Below are 17,944 nucleotides of genomic sequence, written 5' to 3'. Positions count from 1 at the left end.
ATGGTAGATGGATTTCTTGTAAATTTTATGTCTGTCAGCTCATTGGAAACGTAATAATCACTCGTGTCCCCTCAAAGCTTTTGCTTTCAAAACGAATGCTGCCGCCATGGCTTTCAATGATTTTAATCGTCATCATTAAACCAAGACCAGTCCCTTTTTCTTTCGTTGTATAAAAAGGTTCACCCAGTTTCCCTAGTTCTTCTTCTGGTATGCCCTTTCCTTGGTCTTCAAAAATCAGCATCATCTGATTATGTTCCAATACGGATGTGACTTGAATGACACCTGTCACACCATCCATCGCTTCAATACCGTTTTTAAGAATGTTTAAGAAAACTTGTTTCAGCTCATTTGGTATACCTTGAATGTTTGGCAGCGACGGAGACAAATTCTTCTGAATAGATACGCCTTTTAAAACCGCCTGTGATTCAACGACCATGATCACTTCTTCGAGCAGAAGATTGACATGTACCGGCTCAAATTTCACCGATTTGCTTCTAGAGAGCACAAGGAATTCATTAATAATGGCTTCAAGCCGATTAAATTCAGACATCATCACATCTGCATAATCCTTCTGATATTTCTTACTTTGAATCATCAGCTGTAAAAATCCCTTTAACGACGTCAGCGGGTTCCGTATCTCATGGGCGATGCCGGCTGCAAGCTGACCAACTGCGGACAGCATCTCGGACTTCATCAGCATCTTCTCTGACTGCTTTTGATTGGTAATGTCCTCAGAAATCCGCATCACGGTTGACTGCATTTTGTCAGGATCATCAATTCGGTGTAAAGAGACTCTCTCCCATCGTTCACGGCCTGATAAATCCTGAAAGTACAGCTCACCAGTCCAGCTGCCTTCTTTTAAACAAACGTCCCATTGCTTTTCTAAATCATCACATTGACACAGCGAATGATAGACAGAAAAAATATCTTTGCCGATCAGGTCATATTCATGCTGCTGTACAAACTGGCAAAAGCGCTGATTCACGCATTGAATGACCCCTTCCTCAGTTGCAACAACAATATGGATATGGCTGTTATCCAGTGCTGTTACCGCTAGATGGAGTGACTGTTTGATTTTTGTCATTTCCGTCATTTTAATCCACGTCATCACCGCTCCCTCATGATCTTGATCAAAGATAGGTGTGATGTGAACAGTAAATTGTTCTCCTTCATTCGTTTCAATTTCTCGTTCGATGACGCGCCTGTCCGAGATAACCGATTGTATGTCATGATAGAGCGTTTCCTGTGTAAGCTTTTTAGCCATCGCCTGAAAGGATTGCTGTTGCCTTATTTGTGCTGAAGTAAATAAAGAGGCGGCTGTAGGAGTGTAATAGCGAATATTCATGTCCCGGTCCACAAACAACGTCGCAAGCTGAGGCTTGACAGAAGGTCTATACAGTTCTTCCCTTGTTACCCTTAAGTTGTTTATGATATTAATAAAATGTTCATGTTTTTTCTCAAGCTCCGCTATTTGCGTGTTTTTCACTTTTAATTGAGCCCTTGCCTCCTGCTCTTTTTGTTTAATTTCATTGAGTTCAATTTCTAAATCGACAATACGCTGCTGATAAACTGAATTCTGATCTGGCATCCCTTTTTCCCTGCTGTTCTTTTGAATTTTCCCTCTCTCATTCATTCGAATGAGAATGACGTATACCCCTTTAAAACGGTGATCAAAACTCTTTACAATAAAATCCGCATACTGTTTTTTTCCTTTTTCCGAAATGAGGACATGCTGAAACACAACCTCTGTCTCGTCCGTCCATACCTTTTGAAAGGTTTGACTCAACATCTCTTTCAAATAATCAGGTGTGACATATTCACATGATTGATCTGACACTTCTGTACGGTCTAAAAAGGAATAGGCCCCATTTGACATCGCCAGAATTTTGTCACAATCATTGATCACCATGCATGCGTCATATTCTCCGCCCACTTCTTCCATATATTGTGCAGCTCGCTTTTTTAACTCGGCATCACGAGCGTCATATACCCAAGGGACACTAGATGCAGGAACATTTGAATAGGTGTAAATGTTCCACTTCTCATTGAACAATTGAAACAATCGAGGAATATTGGGAACAGTTTCATTTGGCCCTAAGATTAACACCCCTTGATCTTTTAAAGCATATTGGAATCGGGATAATACTCGTTTTTGTACTTCTGGCTCAAAGTACATCAGAACATTTCGGCAACTGATAAAATCGAGGTGGATAAAAGGTGAATCAATCAATAAATTGTGAGGAGCAAAAACAATATGTTTTCTAAGCGACTGCTTCACAATAAAAGCGTCACCTTTTTTTTCGAAATATCGCGCCCGCCATTTTTCCGGTATGCTTGCCATAGACTCTATCGAGTAAAGACCTTTACTAGCTATTTGAATGGCTTTTCGGTTGATATCTGTCGCAAAGACTTGAAGTTCAATGGACACATCTCTTCGCTTCATTTCTTCTAAAAATAAAATCGTAAAAGAATAAGCTTCTTCCCCTGTCGAACATCCCGCAATCCAAATTCGGCACCGAGATTTCCCGTTGTTCATCGAATGGTCAATGATTGACGGGATCACCTTCTGTTCACATACTCGAAAAGCCTCCATATCTCTAAAGAAAGCAGTCGTGCCGCTTAGGAGCTGGGCATGCAGGCGGTCAAGCTCATCTGGTTCTCTTTCTAATAAACGATCGTACTCTGTTAATAATGACATTGGTTCGTTTGCAGTGCGCATGCGTTTTTGAATAACAGAAAGCAGCCTTTTCTTTTCATAGGTTGAAAAGGCAATCCCTTTATACATTTCGAGACGTTCAATGATTCTTAGTAAAGCTGGATCCGTCTCATCCGCATGCGGGACATTGATGATATTGGCCATATAAGCTGCAAGGGTGGATGGATTTTTGAATGTGTGATGATACATGCTGTCAAAACCACTCTCTACCTCACTGCACGATAACGCTGTACCGCCTTGCTCTACCAACCGAAGCAATCCACTCCCCACACAATGACCTTTTTGAAAAAAGATCGCAAACGCCTCTTCCTTTTGAACACTGGCAAGTGACTTAAAAAGCGAGTCGACAGAGCATCCCTTGTTTGTTGGCAGCTGCTCAGATACATGAAGCCGATGATCTTCTGTTAACGTCACAGCCGCATGCTGCGGACAAAAATAGATGGTCTTCTTCATGACTTTCTCACCATGTTTAATCGTTTTTGCCCGGTAGCCAATCGGTAAAACAAGTGCTTCCAAATCTGTTATACAATCGCCTGTCACGTGATTTTGCACAACAATAAAAGAGGCATTTAATTCATGTGGCAACGATTGAAAAAAAGCCTCAAGATGATGCTGTTCAAACGGCGAAACACCGATGCCGATCACTGGTGCCTGCACATGTTCGTCTTCTATCAAACGATTAATGATTTTGTCCTGCATCTGGTACCCCCATGTTCATTCGTCTGATACTTTTTTTCGACAAAAAGAAAGAAAACCCTCTAATTGTAAATAATGTTTTTTGCATGAAAACGAGAAAATATCCTCACATTAAAACAGATTGTATAAACAGAAGGAGGAATATCAATGCAAAACGATCAGCAGCCAATGTTTCAAGGAAGCGCTCAGCAGCCTGAGCTCAACCATGGCGGGCATGAGTTATTCGATTTACATGAAATTTTAGCCGGCACGATTAATATTTTGGATCAATATATGATCCTGCGGCAATTTATTCAAGATCCTGCATTATGCGACATCCTGGATCGACAATATCAGTTCGTTTTATCACAGTACAATGTCACTGTAGATTGTTTTTCTACAGGCCAAAAGCCTAGTGAAGAAACCGCTACTTATATGATGAAAGAACACACACAAGTGACATACGGAATCAAACCTTCTCAGCCGAAGAAGCCGAATCAGTCATTACAGGATGTAAAAGACTTAGGCATCACAGGACATATGCTCAGCCTAGTCAAATCACACGCTGGGCTACTTTCCATGTCCGCATTAGAAGTAACAAATCCTGTTGTCAGACGTGTGCTTGCTGCGCAGATTCCGAACTTTATCGAAATGGCATATGAAATTTTCTTGTATCAAAACAAGCATGGCTACTATCAAGTTCCTCAGCTTTCCAAACAAGATATGACAGCCATGACGTCAGCTTTTGCACCGCTTCAGGGGCAGGTTCAAATGCCTCCTAGCAAGGCAGATCAACAAAAACCGCTTCATTAAAAAAACGGCTGACCCCTTCTCTGGTCAGCCGTTTTTTCTTTGATACATCACTTTAAACTGTTCTTCAAAATCTGTGAGCCTCTCCCCCGTCGCCTGTTCAAAACCGCTAGCAAATTGGCCCGTTTTCGCAGTTTCCTCCATGATCTCATGTATGATGTCTCGTCCGTAAAGCTGCACCAGCTCATAGATCATATAATAGCTTTGTAAATAGACATCTGTCTCATACGTTACCCGGGAGTTCTGCCAGTCTTGATCAGAATGAAGAGATTGAAATGGAATTACATCGAAGCGTTCAGACGTAGCATTTAACACATCATAGGCCGTCCACTCTGCTGTTCCTTCGTGAAACCAAAGCGGAAAAATGCCTGGAGATACTTCATATGAATGGACCTTTTCATAGAAAACAAAATGAGCATACTCATGAATAAAAAGCGTATTGAAAAAGTATAAAGGCAGTGTCTCTTTCTTCAATAATGCTTCCCGTTTATCTGGATATAACCCAATCATTTGATCATGATCGGAGTAAAATCCCGTAATATGCTTGATACCAGCGATTTGTTCGATCGTCTCTTTATCATCAAAATAAATAACGTCTAAAGGTCTGTCAGCTTCAAATTGAAACACTGACGCTGTCCTCTTCTCTGCCTGCTTCATGGCCTCTATGGTCAGATCAACAAAAGCATCCTCTTCCTCTGCATAGTAGATTCGAATATGTTCATAGACTTGCTTATTGAGTCCCTCCGTGATAACCGTTTTAGGAGAAGACTGCTCCAAATATTGTCCTGTCAGCTGAAACGCAACATAAATCAAGTACGCGGTGAAAGCATAAAAAATCAGACCTGCTGCAATCATCCCGCTTACAAGTTTTTTATGAATCAATGACGGCCCTGCTTTCATTTGCTCCCCACCTGAATTCATCCTGCACCCTCTTTCTCTCTCTATGAAAAAACAAAGATCAACAAGAGGTGATATATTTTTTACTTTATGCAGTCAGGTGCGTGAGGTGCGGTTCCAAACAAAAAAGCCGCATATGACATACGGCTTTTGTCGCAGCTATTTTGATTCAGGGAAGACACGTCTAACCGTTTCAGTAAATTCATCGAAAAATCCTGAAATCGGCTCTCCGCTTTTAATACGTTTTCCATAACCTTGCATACGATCGACAAAGTCTGGATTAGCAGATACATACACGTTGTCGATTTGTTGATCCGTTGATTTGACTTTGTCTGAAATTTTCTTTTTCAGATCGTCCGTCACATCACCGCTTTTATTGCCTTCAAGTACAACGGCAACAAATGCATTTTTTCCTGTGACAAGCACGTTTGCTGTCTTCACTTCAGACATATTGGCTACAAGCTCTGACGCCTTATCTGCCACTTTGACCTTCTGAGGTGTTTGAACATCTGGCTGATCCTGTCTCATGTTGTCATTTTTATATGTGACATTTTCATACTGCCTTTTCATTGTTCCTCTACGCTCATCGCCTTGGTTGTTCATTCCACACCCAGCGGTGATTAATGTTGGCACGAGCAGTAAAGATAGCATCCATTTCTTATTCATCAATTATTCCCTCCTTTTGCTCATAGGTTTTTCATCCAGCCGGCTTTTTATGCACATATCCTCTCTTTCCGCAAAATGAATTCATAATTCAGCTGTGATTGGTCATCCTAAACTTGATGAAAGATCATCACGATCAAATGGAGGGATTCGTTTGTTTAAAAAAAGAAAAGGTATGAGCACTGGCGCAATGATCGCAGTATCAACAGCTATCATTGCATTATTCTCCCCGGTTTTACGAAGAAGACTGAAAAGCATGACACAAATGAATATGTCTTCAATGATGAAAGGCGCAAACCATCAGCACCAAGATTCATCTCGTCATGAGTCCCGCTCACATAAGGAATCAAAAGGAACAGGTGAAGTTGGCCAAATGATCAAGCAGGCATTCACAGCTGTCCAGCCAAATCAAACGAACCAGCACCAATCACCATCAAGAACTCATCAGCCAAGAGAATCTTATGCGCAATCTCTTCACATTGATGAAAGTGTGATGAATGTGATGGATGATGAATCGATCCAGCAAGTCATCAATGACATCGAGCACAAATAATAAAACAGGAGCCTTCATAAAAAGAGGCTCCTGTTTATTCTCCTGAAAAATGTTCTTTGACCATAAGACAAAAGGAAGGTAGAAATGTGATTTCGATTGTTGTGATGAAGTCGTCACGATGCTCTAATATCAGCAACAGCTCCTTTTCTTCCTTCCGATCTTTTTTAATCTCTACATGCTGGACTGTTTTAAAATCATATATTCCTAAAACGGATTCGGTCTTTTTTCGAACGACCTTTAAGGTAAACTCCTGCATAGCAAGCGACATGTTCACAACAAATCGCTCCTCCTGATTCTCGAACCGAAACGTCAAATCTTGATATTCAACCGGCATTTCTTTTTCAAATCCGGCATCTGGCATTTTTTCAAAAAAAGAAAGCCAGTCCGTTTGATCTGGAAAGCGTTTTCCCCGCATTTTCTTCAATTCCTCATCATTAAAATTTTTATTAATTATCCTTTTTCCCCTTTTCTTTTGCAACAAATTTTAGTAATTTTAAAAAGGTGATTCTATTTTGCTAAGAGACCTCTTTATTAATTTAACAATTCTTGTCACTTTCCATTATTTATTTATGCTTGTGTTTAAAGAGAATTTTCTGAAGAAAGAAGATACCTTACTCAGACAAATATGCAAAGGCATGCTTTCTGGGTTACTCGGTGTCCTTTTAATGTTCTTCTCTATTAAAACAGGACCAGCGATCATCGATTTAAGACATATTCCCCTTATTTTAACGGCCTTTTATGGAGGCATCGCCCAAACAATGATTGCAGCTTTTATTGTGATCATTGGCCGATTATTAATTGAAGCCAACATCGCTTCTTCCATCAATATTTTTTCCATGATGTTTATCGCAGCCTCTTCTTTTTTGATTGCAGAGCGTCATATGAATCATGTTGTGAAAATGCTGTTATCCATTACGATTGGTAATGTGGTTGCCACAAGCCTGTTCATCTTGATCGTGCATGAGACATCATTTCAGCTGCATTCTACATATTGGATTTTCTCATATATTGCTGGATTGTTTAACTTTTATGTCATTGAACATCAAACAAAAGCATATCAGCTGTTAAATTTATATAAATTCCAAGCTCATTATGACTTTTTAACAGGTGTTTTAAATAAACGGAAGTTCGATGAGGTATTAAGAGAAGCTTTTACTAAGAAGTTGAAGCAGCCTATCCATCAAATGTCCCTTATTTACCTAGACATCGATTACTTCAAAACCATCAATGATCAATATGGGCATCATGAGGGAGATATTGTTTTAAAAGAAATCGGTACAAGGCTGATTAAAAACACAAGAAGCTCTGATTATATTGGTCGGATTGGCGGTGAAGAATTCGCTGTCCTTCTACCAAATTGTACAATTGAAAAAACATGGCAGATTGCAGAACGCTTACGAAAAAAAATAGCCGATCAGCCGATTTATTTAAAAAATGGTATGTCCATTCACACTACGGTATCAATTGGATGTGCTTATTCTCATGGAACGAGTGCAGACATCAAGCAATTACCAATTATAGCTGACCAGGAGCTCTATAAAGCGAAGGAGTCTGGCCGAAATCAAGTGAGCTTTTCAGAGAGAAAAAAAGACCATTTAACATAGGCATTTTCCTCAATTTGTTAGCACTAATTATTTTTAAAAAAGTTTTCGTATAACAGTTGTTTTTTCCCGCAAACACTGGTAAAGTAAAGGTAATTATTTTTGTTCGTATCATCTTTAAGAAGAAAGTTTTGAAAGAGTTTTCGTCTTTGAAGTTTGTGTAAGAGCAAGAATAGTGAATTTAAGCGTTAAGATCGCTTTAGGAGGAAATTTCATGTTAGAAGGTAAAGTAAAATGGTTCAACTCTGAAAAAGGTTTCGGATTCATCGAAGTAGAAGGTCAAGACGATGTATTCGTTCACTTCTCTGCTATCCAAGGCGAAGGCTTCAAAACTTTAGAAGAAGGTCAATCAGTTTCTTTCGAAATCGTTGAAGGTAACCGTGGACCACAAGCTGCTAACGTTAACAAAGCGTAATTTAAGAGCATCTGCTCTTTTAGCACTTTATAGAGTGAAGGAAAACCGCCCGGCTTCTGCCGGCGGTTTTTTTGTGCCATAAAAAAAGAGAACCTGTTGAGAGGTTCTCTTTTTTATTTGTCCTTCTGCTTTAGCTTCTGCAAAGCAGAACGATACATATCATCATTCATTTTTGTCTCTGGTTCTTCTTCTTTGACAGGTGGTTCTGGCTGTTTAAACTTTTGAAGCGCCTGTCTATAGAAATCGTCGCCAGACGCAGCATCATCCGTTCGAGAAGGCTCTGACGCTTTTTTTTCAACTTCAGGCTCTACAGGTCTCGCCACAGCTTCTGGCTCGCTATGCGGCACGTCAGGCTGATTGGAGACATCTTCTTTGATCTCTTCCTTATCGGCTGATGCGTGTCTGACATTGAACGCTACTAATCCAATAATGACTAGAACAGCAGCTACTAACGCTACAATAATCGTCGCCAAAAGAACCCTCTCCTTATCGCTTAAATGATGCAGTGACTGATGCTACACGTCTTCCTAGTGCTTTTCCAAGTTCAATGCCTTCAGTCGAAATCAATTCATCTGAATCGATCGGACATGTCACACCAGCTCCATAGTAAGAGCCGTATAAAGCATTCTCTGGAACATTTCCAGGAAGGCCGACAACAAGCATTCCTTGGTGGAACATTGGTGTAATCAAATTATGCATTGTCATTTCTAAACCGCCGTGTGTTGTAGCAGTTGTACAGAAAACAGCACCGACTTTATCGATTAGTTTTCCTTCTGCCCATAAGTAGCCGAGACGGTCAATCCATGTCTTTAACCCAGAACTAATGGTACCAAAGTGACCAGGGCAGCCCCAAATGATCGCATCCATTTGATCGAGTTTGCGAATGTCTGCATCTTTCACGTGATCAATGAATACTTCAGCTTGCTCTGTTTCACCTGCGCCTGCTGCAATCGCTTCTGCAAGTGCTTTTGTATGGTCACCTTCACTATCGTATACAACATAAATTTTCATGTACGGTCCCTCCACACTTATCTTGCATCTTGGTTAGCTTCCTTAGGTGCCGGAAGCAGTGATATTTCTTGTTTCTTATGCTGCTGTTCTTTTCGCTTTTTATCCTTACGAACATCTCGCAGGAACAAGCTGAGAATGACACCAGCGGCACAGAATAATGTCACCCACATGTAAGCATCGTTGATGCCCATCACGTTTGAATCAACCTGTGCTTTTGTAAAGAGCTGGGTAGATACATATTTTTGAGCAGCTTCTGCTGTCATGCCCATATGATGCATCACATTCGATACAGCCGCCTGGAATGAATTCATAAAGAACGGGTCCGCAGTATTTGTTTGATCCGCCATATTGGAATAATGGAATGTCGTCCGATTCGTATAAATCGTTGTGATCAAACTCGTACCAATGGAACCACTAATTTGTCTTAATGTATTAGACATCGCTGTACCATGGCTGTTTAAGTGCTGCGGTAATTGGTTCATCCCTGCTGTCATAACCGGCATCATCAAGAGTGACATACCAAATGCGCGTACTGCATACATGAGCACAATGTGACTATAGGAAGTATCAATGGTCAGCCTCGTAAACTCATACGTCGTGACAACGGTAATGAGCATCCCCACAATGGCAAGCGGACGAGGTCCAAATTTATCAAACAAGATCCCTGAAATCGGGGACATAATGAGCATCGCGAGTGCCCCTGGAAGCATTAATAGCCCAGATTGCAATGCCGTAAACCCAACGAGGTTTTGCAGATAAATCGGAAGTAAGAACATCCCCGTATATAAAGCAACCGTAATAATGATGTTAATGACACTTGATAATGAGAAAATGCTGTATTTAAATACGCGGAAATCAAGCATCGGATTATCAACTTTCAACTGTTGGAAAATAAAGAGAATGATCGCAATCGCACCAATAATAATCGTAGATAAGACGATCGGATCTGTCCAACCATCACTTCCTGCTTCACTCACACCGTATAGAAGGGAAGCAAAACCGACGATTGAAAGAATCGCACCAAGACTGTCCAGCTTGATTTTTTTAGGCTCTACAATATTTTTAAACATAAAGAAAGCCGCGATAATGACAATCGCACCGATTGGCACAAGTCCATAAAACATAATACGCCAAGAATAATGTTCAATAATGTAACCAGATAATGTTGGTCCTACTGCAGGAGCAAACATCATCGCAAGACCAAAAATCCCCATTCCTTTCCCTCTGTTTTCCGGAGGGAAAATAAAAAGGATTGTTGTCATAACGAGCGGCTGTAAGATACCGCCGCCGACAGCCTGAATCAAACGGCCAATAAGCATCGTTGAAAAGTTTGGCGCAATGCCGCAAATAAATGTACCTAGTGTAAACGAGATCATAGCCACTAGGAATAAGCTGCGCTGTCCAAAACGTGTGATTAAAAACGCAGACAACGGAATCAGCACACCGTTGACAAGCATGTAGCCTGTTGTCAGCCACTGAATCGTCGTTGCACTCACATTAAATTCTGTCATTAAATGGGGCATAGCTACGTTCAAAAGCGTTTGGTTTAAAATCGCTACGAACAAACCGGCCATTAAAATGATCAGTAAAGACAAGGAGCCTGTTCCCTGTTTTGTCGCTGCAGGTTGATTTGCCATCTCAGACAACCTCCTTTCATATTTTGATATCAATCATCATTAAGATGAAATTTTGACAGAAGCATTCATACCTGGAAGCACTTTGTCTGATGGATTTTTAATTGAAATTTTCACTGCTACTTTTTGCGTTACTTTTGTATAGTTGCCACTTGAATTAGTTGCTGGCAGCATATTGAATGTTGAGTTTGTCGCATAACCAATTTGTTCAACAGTTCCTTCAAATGTTGTATCAGGATCTCCATCTACAACGATGTCGACTTTGTCGCCTTTTTCAATGTTTTTAATATCTGTTTCCTTAATATTTGCTGTGATGTAAAGCTTGCTTAAATCAATTGTTTCACCAAGAACTGTACCAGGCTGCACTTGTTGATTGTTTTGTACTTCTTTTTTGACTAATGTGCCATCAGCCACTGCTTTAATGTTTGTTTTTGTTTGTCCTTCAACTTTTGCAACTGTGCTGTCTTTTTCCACTTCGTCACCTTCGTTGATATCCCAGCCTTTGATTTGTCCAGCTGCTGGTGCTGTAATTTGATACATGTCACCTGTCACTTTTGCCTCATCTGTTTTGACAAAGTTTGTGCTTTCATAGTAGTAATAAGCACCTCCGGCAATAATGGCAAGAATCACAATAAGGCCAATAATGTTCGTTAGCAATAAACGCCCTCTGTTCATGTTTTGTTTCTCCTTTCATGTATAAAAATATAGTGTCATCTGCTTTAGCAAACTTAGAATGCCCATCATCTGACAGAATATGAAACAAGCTCAACACTCTGTCCTTTTCCCTTCTTCTACTCCCGCCCCTATCATGGTGTGCAGCCCATTTATACTTATTGTTCACTTATGAGCAAAGAGCAGAAAAAGAAGAAAAGACGATCGGCATCTTTTTTGAAAAACTTATATTTAACAAGATTAAATATTAATAAATGAAAATTGAAATGTCAAAGAGAAAGTTTTACTTTTTTTTTGGCGATCCTTTCCTTCTCCACACAAAAAACCTTTCAGCCCTTATGCTGAAAGGTTTTTTCAAATGTGCTCGTTATGAATGAACTTCTTCCTGCTGAAAAAATTTTTTTAGTGCGAGAAAAACGTCTGATTTTTGCTTCAAAATATAATGCTTAAATTTCTCATCCTGAATGTGTTTATATGCTGACATTAACGTAGAATGCCGGTTATATTGATTGACTTCACCATAGCAGAATAAATTGGCTTTTTTCATGATCTCAGAAACAAGTTTCACACACCGGGCGTTGTCTGAGGTCAAATTGTCACCATCAGAAAAATGAAAAGGATAAATATTATATCGCGACGGCGGGTATCGTTCGTCTATGAGCTCTAGTGCCTTTCGATAGACAGACGAGCAAATGGTCCCCCCGCTCTCACCCCGTGAGAAGAAATGTTCTTCGTCTACCACCTTCGCCTCTGTATGGTGGGCAATAAATTCAATATCGACCGTCTCATACTTTGTCCGTAAGAAACGTGTCATCCAAAAGAAAAAACTTCTCGCCATATATTTTTCCCAAAGCCCCATACTTCCGCTCGTATCCATCATCGCCAAAACGACAGCTTTCGACTCTGGTTTGGTCACTTCATTCCACGTTTTATACTTGATATCCTCTGGGTAAATCGGATAAAAGGAAGGACTGCCTGTCATCGCATTTCGTTTAAATGCCGACAGCATCGTTCGTTTTTTGTGGATATTTCCTGTTAACCCGGTTTTGCGAATATCGTTAAACTCAATTTGTTCAACAATGATGTCGTCAAGCTCCTTTTGCTTGAGGTTTGGCAGCTCCAGTTCACGAAACAGTGCTTCCTCGAGATCCATTAATGAGACTTCTGCTTCGTAATAATCCTCACCAGCTTGATCTCCAGCACCCTGCCCCTTTCCTTGACCCTGCTTGCTGTCTGAGCCGTCACGCGCAACAACATCGCCAACCTCGCTGTCTCCATCGCCTTGACCCACATGTTTATTTTTGTCGTAGTTATACCGAATTTTATATTCATCTAATGAACGGATCGGAATTTTCACAACATCTTTTCCATTCGACATGATGATGCTTTCTTCTGTAACAAGATCCGGCAAATTATTTTTAATCGCCTCTTTGACTTTTTTCTGATGACGCTGCTGGTCGTCATAGCCTTTTCGATGGAGGGACCAGTCTTCCTGAGACACAATAAACTGACTTTTTTCTTGCCGGGACATCCATCCCCCTCCTCACCTATTTGCACAATTCTTCTAGCCATCGATTCCTTTATCCTATGCTGCTCGTCATCCAAGTTGACGATCATTTCTAAAAAAGACATTACCGGTGCTGATGCGCCAATAATGCCTCCTTCATTTATTATCGATTCAGAAGACTGCCTACATATTTTAAAAGTTCATTTGCACTTGTTGAATTATAGCCATGCTCATCAATTAATCTAGCCACTACTTCATTGACCTTCTTCAGCTGCTGTTCATCCGGTGTCTTCGTCGATGTCGTGATTTTCACCACATCTTTTAGATCAGCAAACAGCTTCTTCTGAATGGCCTCCCGCAATCTCTCATGTGAATTATAATCAAAGCGTTTTCCCTTTCTCGCATAAGCCGAGATACGAATCAGAATTTCTTCTCTAAATGCCTTTTTGGCGTTTTCAGAAATACCAATCTGCTCCTCAATTGAACGCATGAGCTTTTCATCAGGATTCATTTCTTCACCCGTTAACGGATCACGCAGCTTGTTTTTATTGCAGTATGCCTCGACATTATCTAAGTAATTATCCATCAGCGTTTTCGCAGACTCCTCATAGGAATACACAAAGGCCTTTTGCACTTCCTTCTTCGCAATATCATCATACTCTTTTCGCGCGACTGAAATGAAATTCAAATAACGCTCCCGATCCTCGCTGGAGATAGACGGATGCTGATCGAGCCCTTCTTTTAAGGAGCGAAGGACATCCAGTGCATTGATCGATTCAATATTCTTTCGAATGATGGTAGATGAAATTCGGTTAATCACATACCGCGGATCAATTCCGCTCATCCCTTCGTCATGAAATTCCTTTTTCATCTCATCAATGTCGACTGATTGGAAGCCTTCGACACTTTCTCCGTCATACAGACGCATTTTTTTCACCAAATCAATATCAGAACGCTTCGGCTCTTTCAGTCTCGTCAAAATGGAGAACATTGCTGCTACCTTCAGCGTATGCGGGGCAATATGCACATCTGAGACATCACTTTCTGAAATCATTTTATGATAAATGCGTTCTTCTTCTGTGACCTTTAAGTTATAAGGAATTGGCATCACAATAATTCTTGAATGGAGCGCCTCGTTCTTTTTATTTGAAATAAACGACCGGTACTCGGTTTCATTCGTATGGGCGACGATCAATTCATCTGCACTAATTAAGGCGAATCTTCCTGCCTTAAAATTTCCTTCCTGCGTTAATGACAGAAGGTGCCAGAGAAATTTCTCATCACACTTTAACATCTCCTGAAACTCCATCATCCCTCGGTTTGCTTTATTGAGTTCTCCATCAAAGCGGTAGGCGCGGGGATCTGACTCTGATCCAAATTCAGCAATGGTTGAAAAATCAATGCTTCCTGTTAAATCGGCAATGTCCTGAGATTTCGGATCAGACGGACTAAAGGTACCAATGCCGGTCCGTTTATCTTCAGAGAAAAAGATCCGCTCGACCCTTACATCCTCAATTCTGCCGCCATATTCCTCTTCTAGTCTCATCATGTTCAGAGGCGACAAATTCCCCTGCACACGAATCCCATATTCTCTATAGAAATCCTCCCGCAGATTTTGCGGAATGAGATGAAGCGGATCTTCATGCATAGGGCAGCCTTTGATCGCATAAACTGCGCCATGATCTGTGAGTGAATATTCTTCAAGTCCTCTTTTCAATCTAGTGACAAGCGTCGATTTCCCCCCGCTTACTGGTCCCATCAGTAATAAAATACGCTTCCTGACATCTAGCCGCTTTGCAGCAGGGTGAAAATATTCCTCCACTAATCTTTCGAGTGATTCCTCTAACCCAAACAGCTCCTGATCAAAAAATTTGTAGGTTCTGACCCCATTCTCCTCTTCAATCCCGCTGTCTTTAATCATATGATAAACGCGAGAATGAGCAGATTGAGCGACAAGTGGATTTTCCTTAATAATGTCTAAATAATCGCTGAATGTGCCTTCCCATTTGAGACGCTGCTCTTCTTCTCTGTGCTGTTCGATTTTCTTTAAAATATCCATATGAACCTCCTCTTTCAAGATTGAAGCTAGAAATCAGATACTGTTTTACAATCTATGCGGAGGCGTCCTATTACATGCTTTCGTTCTTCAAAATGACGAATTGGCAAACTGAATTGACAACCATCCGCAAGACCCTTCATAATAAAGGAAAAATAGGAGAAAAATGATTTTCTTCTCCTGCTTTTCAAGGTGAACTTCACATCATATGAAACAGGCAGCGAACGGAACAAAGGGATAAGGGGGAGCTTATATGAGAACGGTCATTATGATGGGCGTCATCATTACGTTTTTAGTATCCATTTTCACTGCTGGCTACGAAGGCAAGCCTGGTAAATGAAAAAAAGGATGTTCCATTTGCGGAACATCCTTTTTCATTTAGTTCGTTGTTTTCAGCACTTGCATATTCACTGTATTCCCTGACACCTGCACCTTCGTAAAGTCTTGCGTATCGACCACAGGTGTAACGGCACGATTATCCAATGTGATGTCAGTAAAACGAGTAGAGAAATTCGCCCGAATGTCTTTTCGATAAATATCGTCAGTTACTGCTACCGTCGACAGTAGTTTCCACTTGGTCACAGAGCCAATGTTTGAGTTTTGAATTTCTGTAATAATGCGGCCGGTATAACCAACATTATTTGTGCCCCAGAACGTCGCTCTTGTATGCCCATTCAAATTTTTATAAATCGTCATTTGAACAGTACTTCCAGGTTTAAATCCCTTTGTATACGTGAAGTCATCTTTTCCTTCGATATATGTCTCTTGATTATTTGCTCCTACTTTCATCGTAGGTTTCCACACATTATAGGTTGAACTGTATTGAAGACCAATATCCGCTTCCTTTGAACCTGTGAATCCAGAATAAATATAAGCTGTACCATTTGACACACTCATTGTGGAAGGGAGTTGAATTTTTGTGACCAATATGGATCCGTTACTATTGATATAAGTACGCCCGCCAATCCCTTTTGATAACTGCGCTGCTTCTATCTCCTGCGTCTGAGAGAGTCCTGGAATACTGACTGGAAGCGTCCCCATTAAAATTGCTGAGCTAATGGCACTAGTGATCAGTAGCTTTTTCATCTCATTATTCCTCCTAATGGATTCATCATTTTTTGAAAACGTGATCACAATCTATCATACTACCTATTTTTTAACATGTCAAAAAAAGTATAATTAAGTCATATTTTTCATCTTCCTGTTTCTTAACTCACATAAAAAAGCCGAGATCAGTATCTCGGCTTTTAATCATGATCTTATATGAGATCGCGATATTGCTGCTGGCGAAGTGCCTCATATACAAGAATGGCTGCCGTATTCGACAGATTCAAAGAACGAACATGCTCTGTCATCGGTAAACGAAGACAACGGTCCATATTTTGTTCAATCAAATCTTTTGGCAATCCACTTGTCTCTCTTCCAAACACAAAGAAATAGTCTTCATCCAGCTGAGAGTAATCAAATGTTGTATGCGGCTTTTGGCCAAATTTTGTGATATAGAAAAATTGCCCCTTCGGATGTGCCTCAAATAATTCATCAAGTGAATCATGATAGACCACATTGGCATATTTCCAATAATCGAGTCCTGCACGCTTCAGCATTTTGTCATCTGTCGAAAAACCAAGCGGACGAATCAGATGAAGGGTTGTATTTGTTGCTGCACATGTACGCGCAATATTTCCAGTATTAGCTGGAATCTCTGGTTGATATAAAACGACATGAAGTCCCAAAAAAGTTCACCTCTAATTTTCATTTCCGCTCAACATTATACCACTAACTATCCTTCGCGGCATCGTCCAAAATGTGAAAAAACATATATCGAATAGCAGGTGTATAGGCAGTCGAATCCTCGTATGACCAATAACGCATGCGGGAGTCATACGTCTGTGCATTCACAAGAGGCATTCCGCCTTTGTCATGATCAACGACAATGGTTGTATGATTATACCTTCCATCACCTTCAAAATCGTAGCAAATGACATCACCAATTTGAAGCTCGTGGGCTTCTTTGAGTTTCTTTGCTCTCAAACCCGCTTTTGAATTCGCTAAATAATTTTTCATCGAATGAGCCACCGTCCAGCTATAGCTCCACGTATGCGGACGCACCCACCAGCCAGACCCGCGGTTCGGATACCCTCTCGTTGGCGCATTCCCTGCTTTCAAACATTGTGAAATAAAATTTGTACAGTTATCTTCAAAGTTTTTATAGGCTGGATTCCGTTTATTCCAATATGTCTCCGCATACTTCACGGCAGCCCGCCGGTCATAATGAAAGGCTCTCCCAAATTGTTCTTCGGTCTGAAAGCGCTCATCCATATGCTCTTCGCTTTGCCGCTCTTCTAACATCATCCGATCTTTAACAAGCATGTTGTTATAAAGAAACGCTTCTCTTTTTTCCACCTGTTCCTCTAAATAAAAAGAATCGTCTACATCCTTGCATACATATGTGAGATGAGCAAGGTACTGCACATGCTGAGCCCCATCATCTTGAATGGCTGAATCGAGAAGTTTTGTTTTTGCTTTCGCCTTCACAATCTCAACCTGTCTTCTAGCAAAAAGCTCTTTTTTCCGCTCTACTGCTTCCACATCAGACATAAGCTGCGGCTGTTTGATTGCACGGTCATTGATTAAATACGCCAGCCTGTCTTCTAAAGTTTTCTCTAATAATTGTTTCACACAGACACCACCAAACATTTTTTAAAATCTTTGTTTGGTTCATTCTATGTTCACA

The 17,944-nt window shown here is 40.6% G+C and carries 17 protein-coding genes; 4 read left to right on the top strand and 13 right to left on the bottom strand.

The features are described from left to right. Window positions 1–34: 34 nt before the first annotated feature. Window positions 35–3,415 carry a CheR family methyltransferase gene (locus tag MHB69_RS04505; RefSeq protein ID WP_034282291.1) on the bottom strand — a complete coding sequence of 1,127 codons (3,381 nt, stop codon included), beginning with the start codon at window positions 3,413–3,415 and terminating at the stop codon, window positions 35–37. A 144-nt stretch (window positions 3,416–3,559) separates the two neighbouring features. On the opposite strand from MHB69_RS04505, the gene MHB69_RS04500 reads away from it, so the two are divergent. Next, on the top strand, window positions 3,560–4,204 hold the full coding sequence (locus tag MHB69_RS04500; RefSeq protein ID WP_034282292.1) for a spore coat protein: 645 nt from the start codon (window positions 3,560–3,562) through the stop codon (window positions 4,202–4,204). 24 nt (window positions 4,205–4,228) lie between these two features. On the opposite strand, the gene MHB69_RS04495 is transcribed toward MHB69_RS04500, so the two are convergent. Together MHB69_RS04495 and MHB69_RS04490 are read right to left on the bottom strand one after the other, a co-directional pair. After that, on the bottom strand, window positions 4,229–5,101 hold the full coding sequence (locus tag MHB69_RS04495; RefSeq protein ID WP_034282333.1) for a hypothetical protein: 873 nt from the start codon (window positions 5,099–5,101) through the stop codon (window positions 4,229–4,231). A gap of 156 nt (window positions 5,102–5,257) precedes the next feature. Continuing rightward, on the bottom strand, window positions 5,258–5,764 hold the full coding sequence (locus MHB69_RS04490; protein WP_034282294.1) for a YhcN/YlaJ family sporulation lipoprotein: 507 nt from the start codon (window positions 5,762–5,764) through the stop codon (window positions 5,258–5,260). Window positions 5,765–5,915: 151 nt separating this feature from the next. Between MHB69_RS04490 and MHB69_RS04485 the strand changes: the two genes are divergently transcribed. Next, a complete protein-coding gene (locus MHB69_RS04485; protein WP_024426613.1) occupies window positions 5,916–6,314 on the top strand; it encodes a hypothetical protein in 399 nt (132 codons plus the stop codon). A 34-nt stretch (window positions 6,315–6,348) separates the two neighbouring features. Here the strand turns inward: MHB69_RS04485 and MHB69_RS04480 are convergent, their stop codons facing one another. After that, on the bottom strand, window positions 6,349–6,729 hold the full coding sequence (locus MHB69_RS04480) for a hypothetical protein (protein ID WP_041116926.1): 381 nt from the start codon (window positions 6,727–6,729) through the stop codon (window positions 6,349–6,351). 97 nt (window positions 6,730–6,826) lie between these two features. Between MHB69_RS04480 and MHB69_RS04475 the strand changes: the two genes are divergently transcribed. Continuing rightward, complete coding sequence (locus MHB69_RS04475) at window positions 6,827–7,918, top strand: diguanylate cyclase (protein ID WP_065214165.1); 1,092 nt, start codon at window positions 6,827–6,829, stop codon at window positions 7,916–7,918. Window positions 7,919–8,129: 211 nt separating this feature from the next. Further along, window positions 8,130–8,330: a cold shock-like protein CspB gene (gene cspB / locus MHB69_RS04470; protein ID WP_008349061.1), complete on the top strand. Its 201-nt coding sequence runs from the start codon at window positions 8,130–8,132 to the stop codon at window positions 8,328–8,330. Window positions 8,331–8,443: 113 nt separating this feature from the next. Here the strand turns inward: cspB and MHB69_RS04465 are convergent, their stop codons facing one another. From MHB69_RS04465 to MHB69_RS04425, 9 genes are all read right to left on the bottom strand, one after another. Then, on the bottom strand, window positions 8,444–8,803 hold the full coding sequence (locus MHB69_RS04465; protein WP_034282297.1) for a hypothetical protein: 360 nt from the start codon (window positions 8,801–8,803) through the stop codon (window positions 8,444–8,446). Between the two features lie 13 nt (window positions 8,804–8,816). Beyond that, a complete protein-coding gene (locus MHB69_RS04460; protein WP_024425322.1) occupies window positions 8,817–9,341 on the bottom strand; it encodes a flavodoxin family protein in 525 nt (174 codons plus the stop codon). Window positions 9,342–9,358: 17 nt separating this feature from the next. After that, window positions 9,359–10,978, bottom strand: a complete 1,620-nt coding sequence (locus MHB69_RS04455) for a DHA2 family efflux MFS transporter permease subunit (RefSeq protein WP_041116922.1) — start codon at window positions 10,976–10,978, stop codon at window positions 9,359–9,361. Between the two features lie 39 nt (window positions 10,979–11,017). After that, a complete protein-coding gene (locus MHB69_RS04450; protein ID WP_024425324.1) occupies window positions 11,018–11,650 on the bottom strand; it encodes an HlyD family efflux transporter periplasmic adaptor subunit in 633 nt (210 codons plus the stop codon). 364 nt (window positions 11,651–12,014) lie between these two features. Beyond that, window positions 12,015–13,178, bottom strand: a complete 1,164-nt coding sequence (yhbH, locus tag MHB69_RS04445) for a sporulation protein YhbH (protein WP_034282299.1) — start codon at window positions 13,176–13,178, stop codon at window positions 12,015–12,017. Window positions 13,179–13,317: 139 nt separating this feature from the next. Next, window positions 13,318–15,213 (bottom strand): PrkA family serine protein kinase, encoded by a 1,896-nt coding sequence (locus tag MHB69_RS04440; protein ID WP_305933601.1) that lies wholly within the window; start codon window positions 15,211–15,213, stop codon window positions 13,318–13,320. A gap of 375 nt (window positions 15,214–15,588) precedes the next feature. Further along, window positions 15,589–16,296, bottom strand: coding sequence for a YrpD family protein (locus MHB69_RS04435; RefSeq protein ID WP_034282300.1), 708 nt, complete (start codon window positions 16,294–16,296; stop codon window positions 15,589–15,591). Between the two features lie 173 nt (window positions 16,297–16,469). Beyond that, entirely contained in the window at window positions 16,470–16,943 is a 474-nt protein-coding gene (gene trmL, locus MHB69_RS04430; protein ID WP_034282301.1) for a tRNA (uridine(34)/cytosine(34)/5-carboxymethylaminomethyluridine(34)-2'-O)-methyltransferase TrmL, read from the bottom strand. A 43-nt stretch (window positions 16,944–16,986) separates the two neighbouring features. After that, complete coding sequence (locus MHB69_RS04425; RefSeq protein WP_046310336.1) at window positions 16,987–17,889, bottom strand: amidase domain-containing protein; 903 nt, start codon at window positions 17,887–17,889, stop codon at window positions 16,987–16,989. Window positions 17,890–17,944: the final 55 nt, after the last annotated feature.

Origin of the sequence: Bacillus sp. FSL K6-0994, assembly GCF_038630815.1 — a bacterium.
Classification (GTDB): Bacteria; Bacillota; Bacilli; order Bacillales; family Bacillaceae; genus Bacillus; species Bacillus safensis.
The sequence above is the reverse complement of the archived record's forward strand: the minus strand, read 5'-3'. Positions and strand labels throughout refer to the sequence as shown.

Excerpts from the sequence above, each read along its gene's own strand:
- MHB69_RS04460 (WP_024425322.1), bottom strand. The coding sequence starts at position 9,341 with ATGAAAATTTATGTTGTATACGATAGTGAAGGTGACCATACAAAAGCA.
- MHB69_RS04435 (WP_034282300.1), bottom strand. The coding sequence starts at position 16,296 with ATGAAAAAGCTACTGATCACTAGTGCCATTAGCTCAGCAATTTTAATG.
- MHB69_RS04450 (WP_024425324.1), bottom strand. The coding sequence starts at position 11,650 with ATGAACAGAGGGCGTTTATTGCTAACGAACATTATTGGCCTTATTGTG.
- yhbH (WP_034282299.1), bottom strand. The coding sequence starts at position 13,178 with ATGTCCCGGCAAGAAAAAAGTCAGTTTATTGTGTCTCAGGAAGACTGG.
- MHB69_RS04495 (WP_034282333.1), bottom strand. The coding sequence starts at position 5,101 with ATGAAAGCAGGGCCGTCATTGATTCATAAAAAACTTGTAAGCGGGATG.
- MHB69_RS04505 (WP_034282291.1), bottom strand. The coding sequence starts at position 3,415 with ATGCAGGACAAAATCATTAATCGTTTGATAGAAGACGAACATGTGCAG.
- MHB69_RS04500 (WP_034282292.1), top strand. The coding sequence starts at position 3,560 with ATGCAAAACGATCAGCAGCCAATGTTTCAAGGAAGCGCTCAGCAGCCT.
- cspB (WP_008349061.1), top strand. The coding sequence starts at position 8,130 with ATGTTAGAAGGTAAAGTAAAATGGTTCAACTCTGAAAAAGGTTTCGGA.
- MHB69_RS04480 (WP_041116926.1), bottom strand. The coding sequence starts at position 6,729 with ATGCGGGGAAAACGCTTTCCAGATCAAACGGACTGGCTTTCTTTTTTT.
- MHB69_RS04490 (WP_034282294.1), bottom strand. The coding sequence starts at position 5,764 with ATGAATAAGAAATGGATGCTATCTTTACTGCTCGTGCCAACATTAATC.
- MHB69_RS04455 (WP_041116922.1), bottom strand. The coding sequence starts at position 10,978 with ATGGCAAATCAACCTGCAGCGACAAAACAGGGAACAGGCTCCTTGTCT.
- MHB69_RS04440 (WP_305933601.1), bottom strand. The coding sequence starts at position 15,213 with ATGGATATTTTAAAGAAAATCGAACAGCACAGAGAAGAAGAGCAGCGT.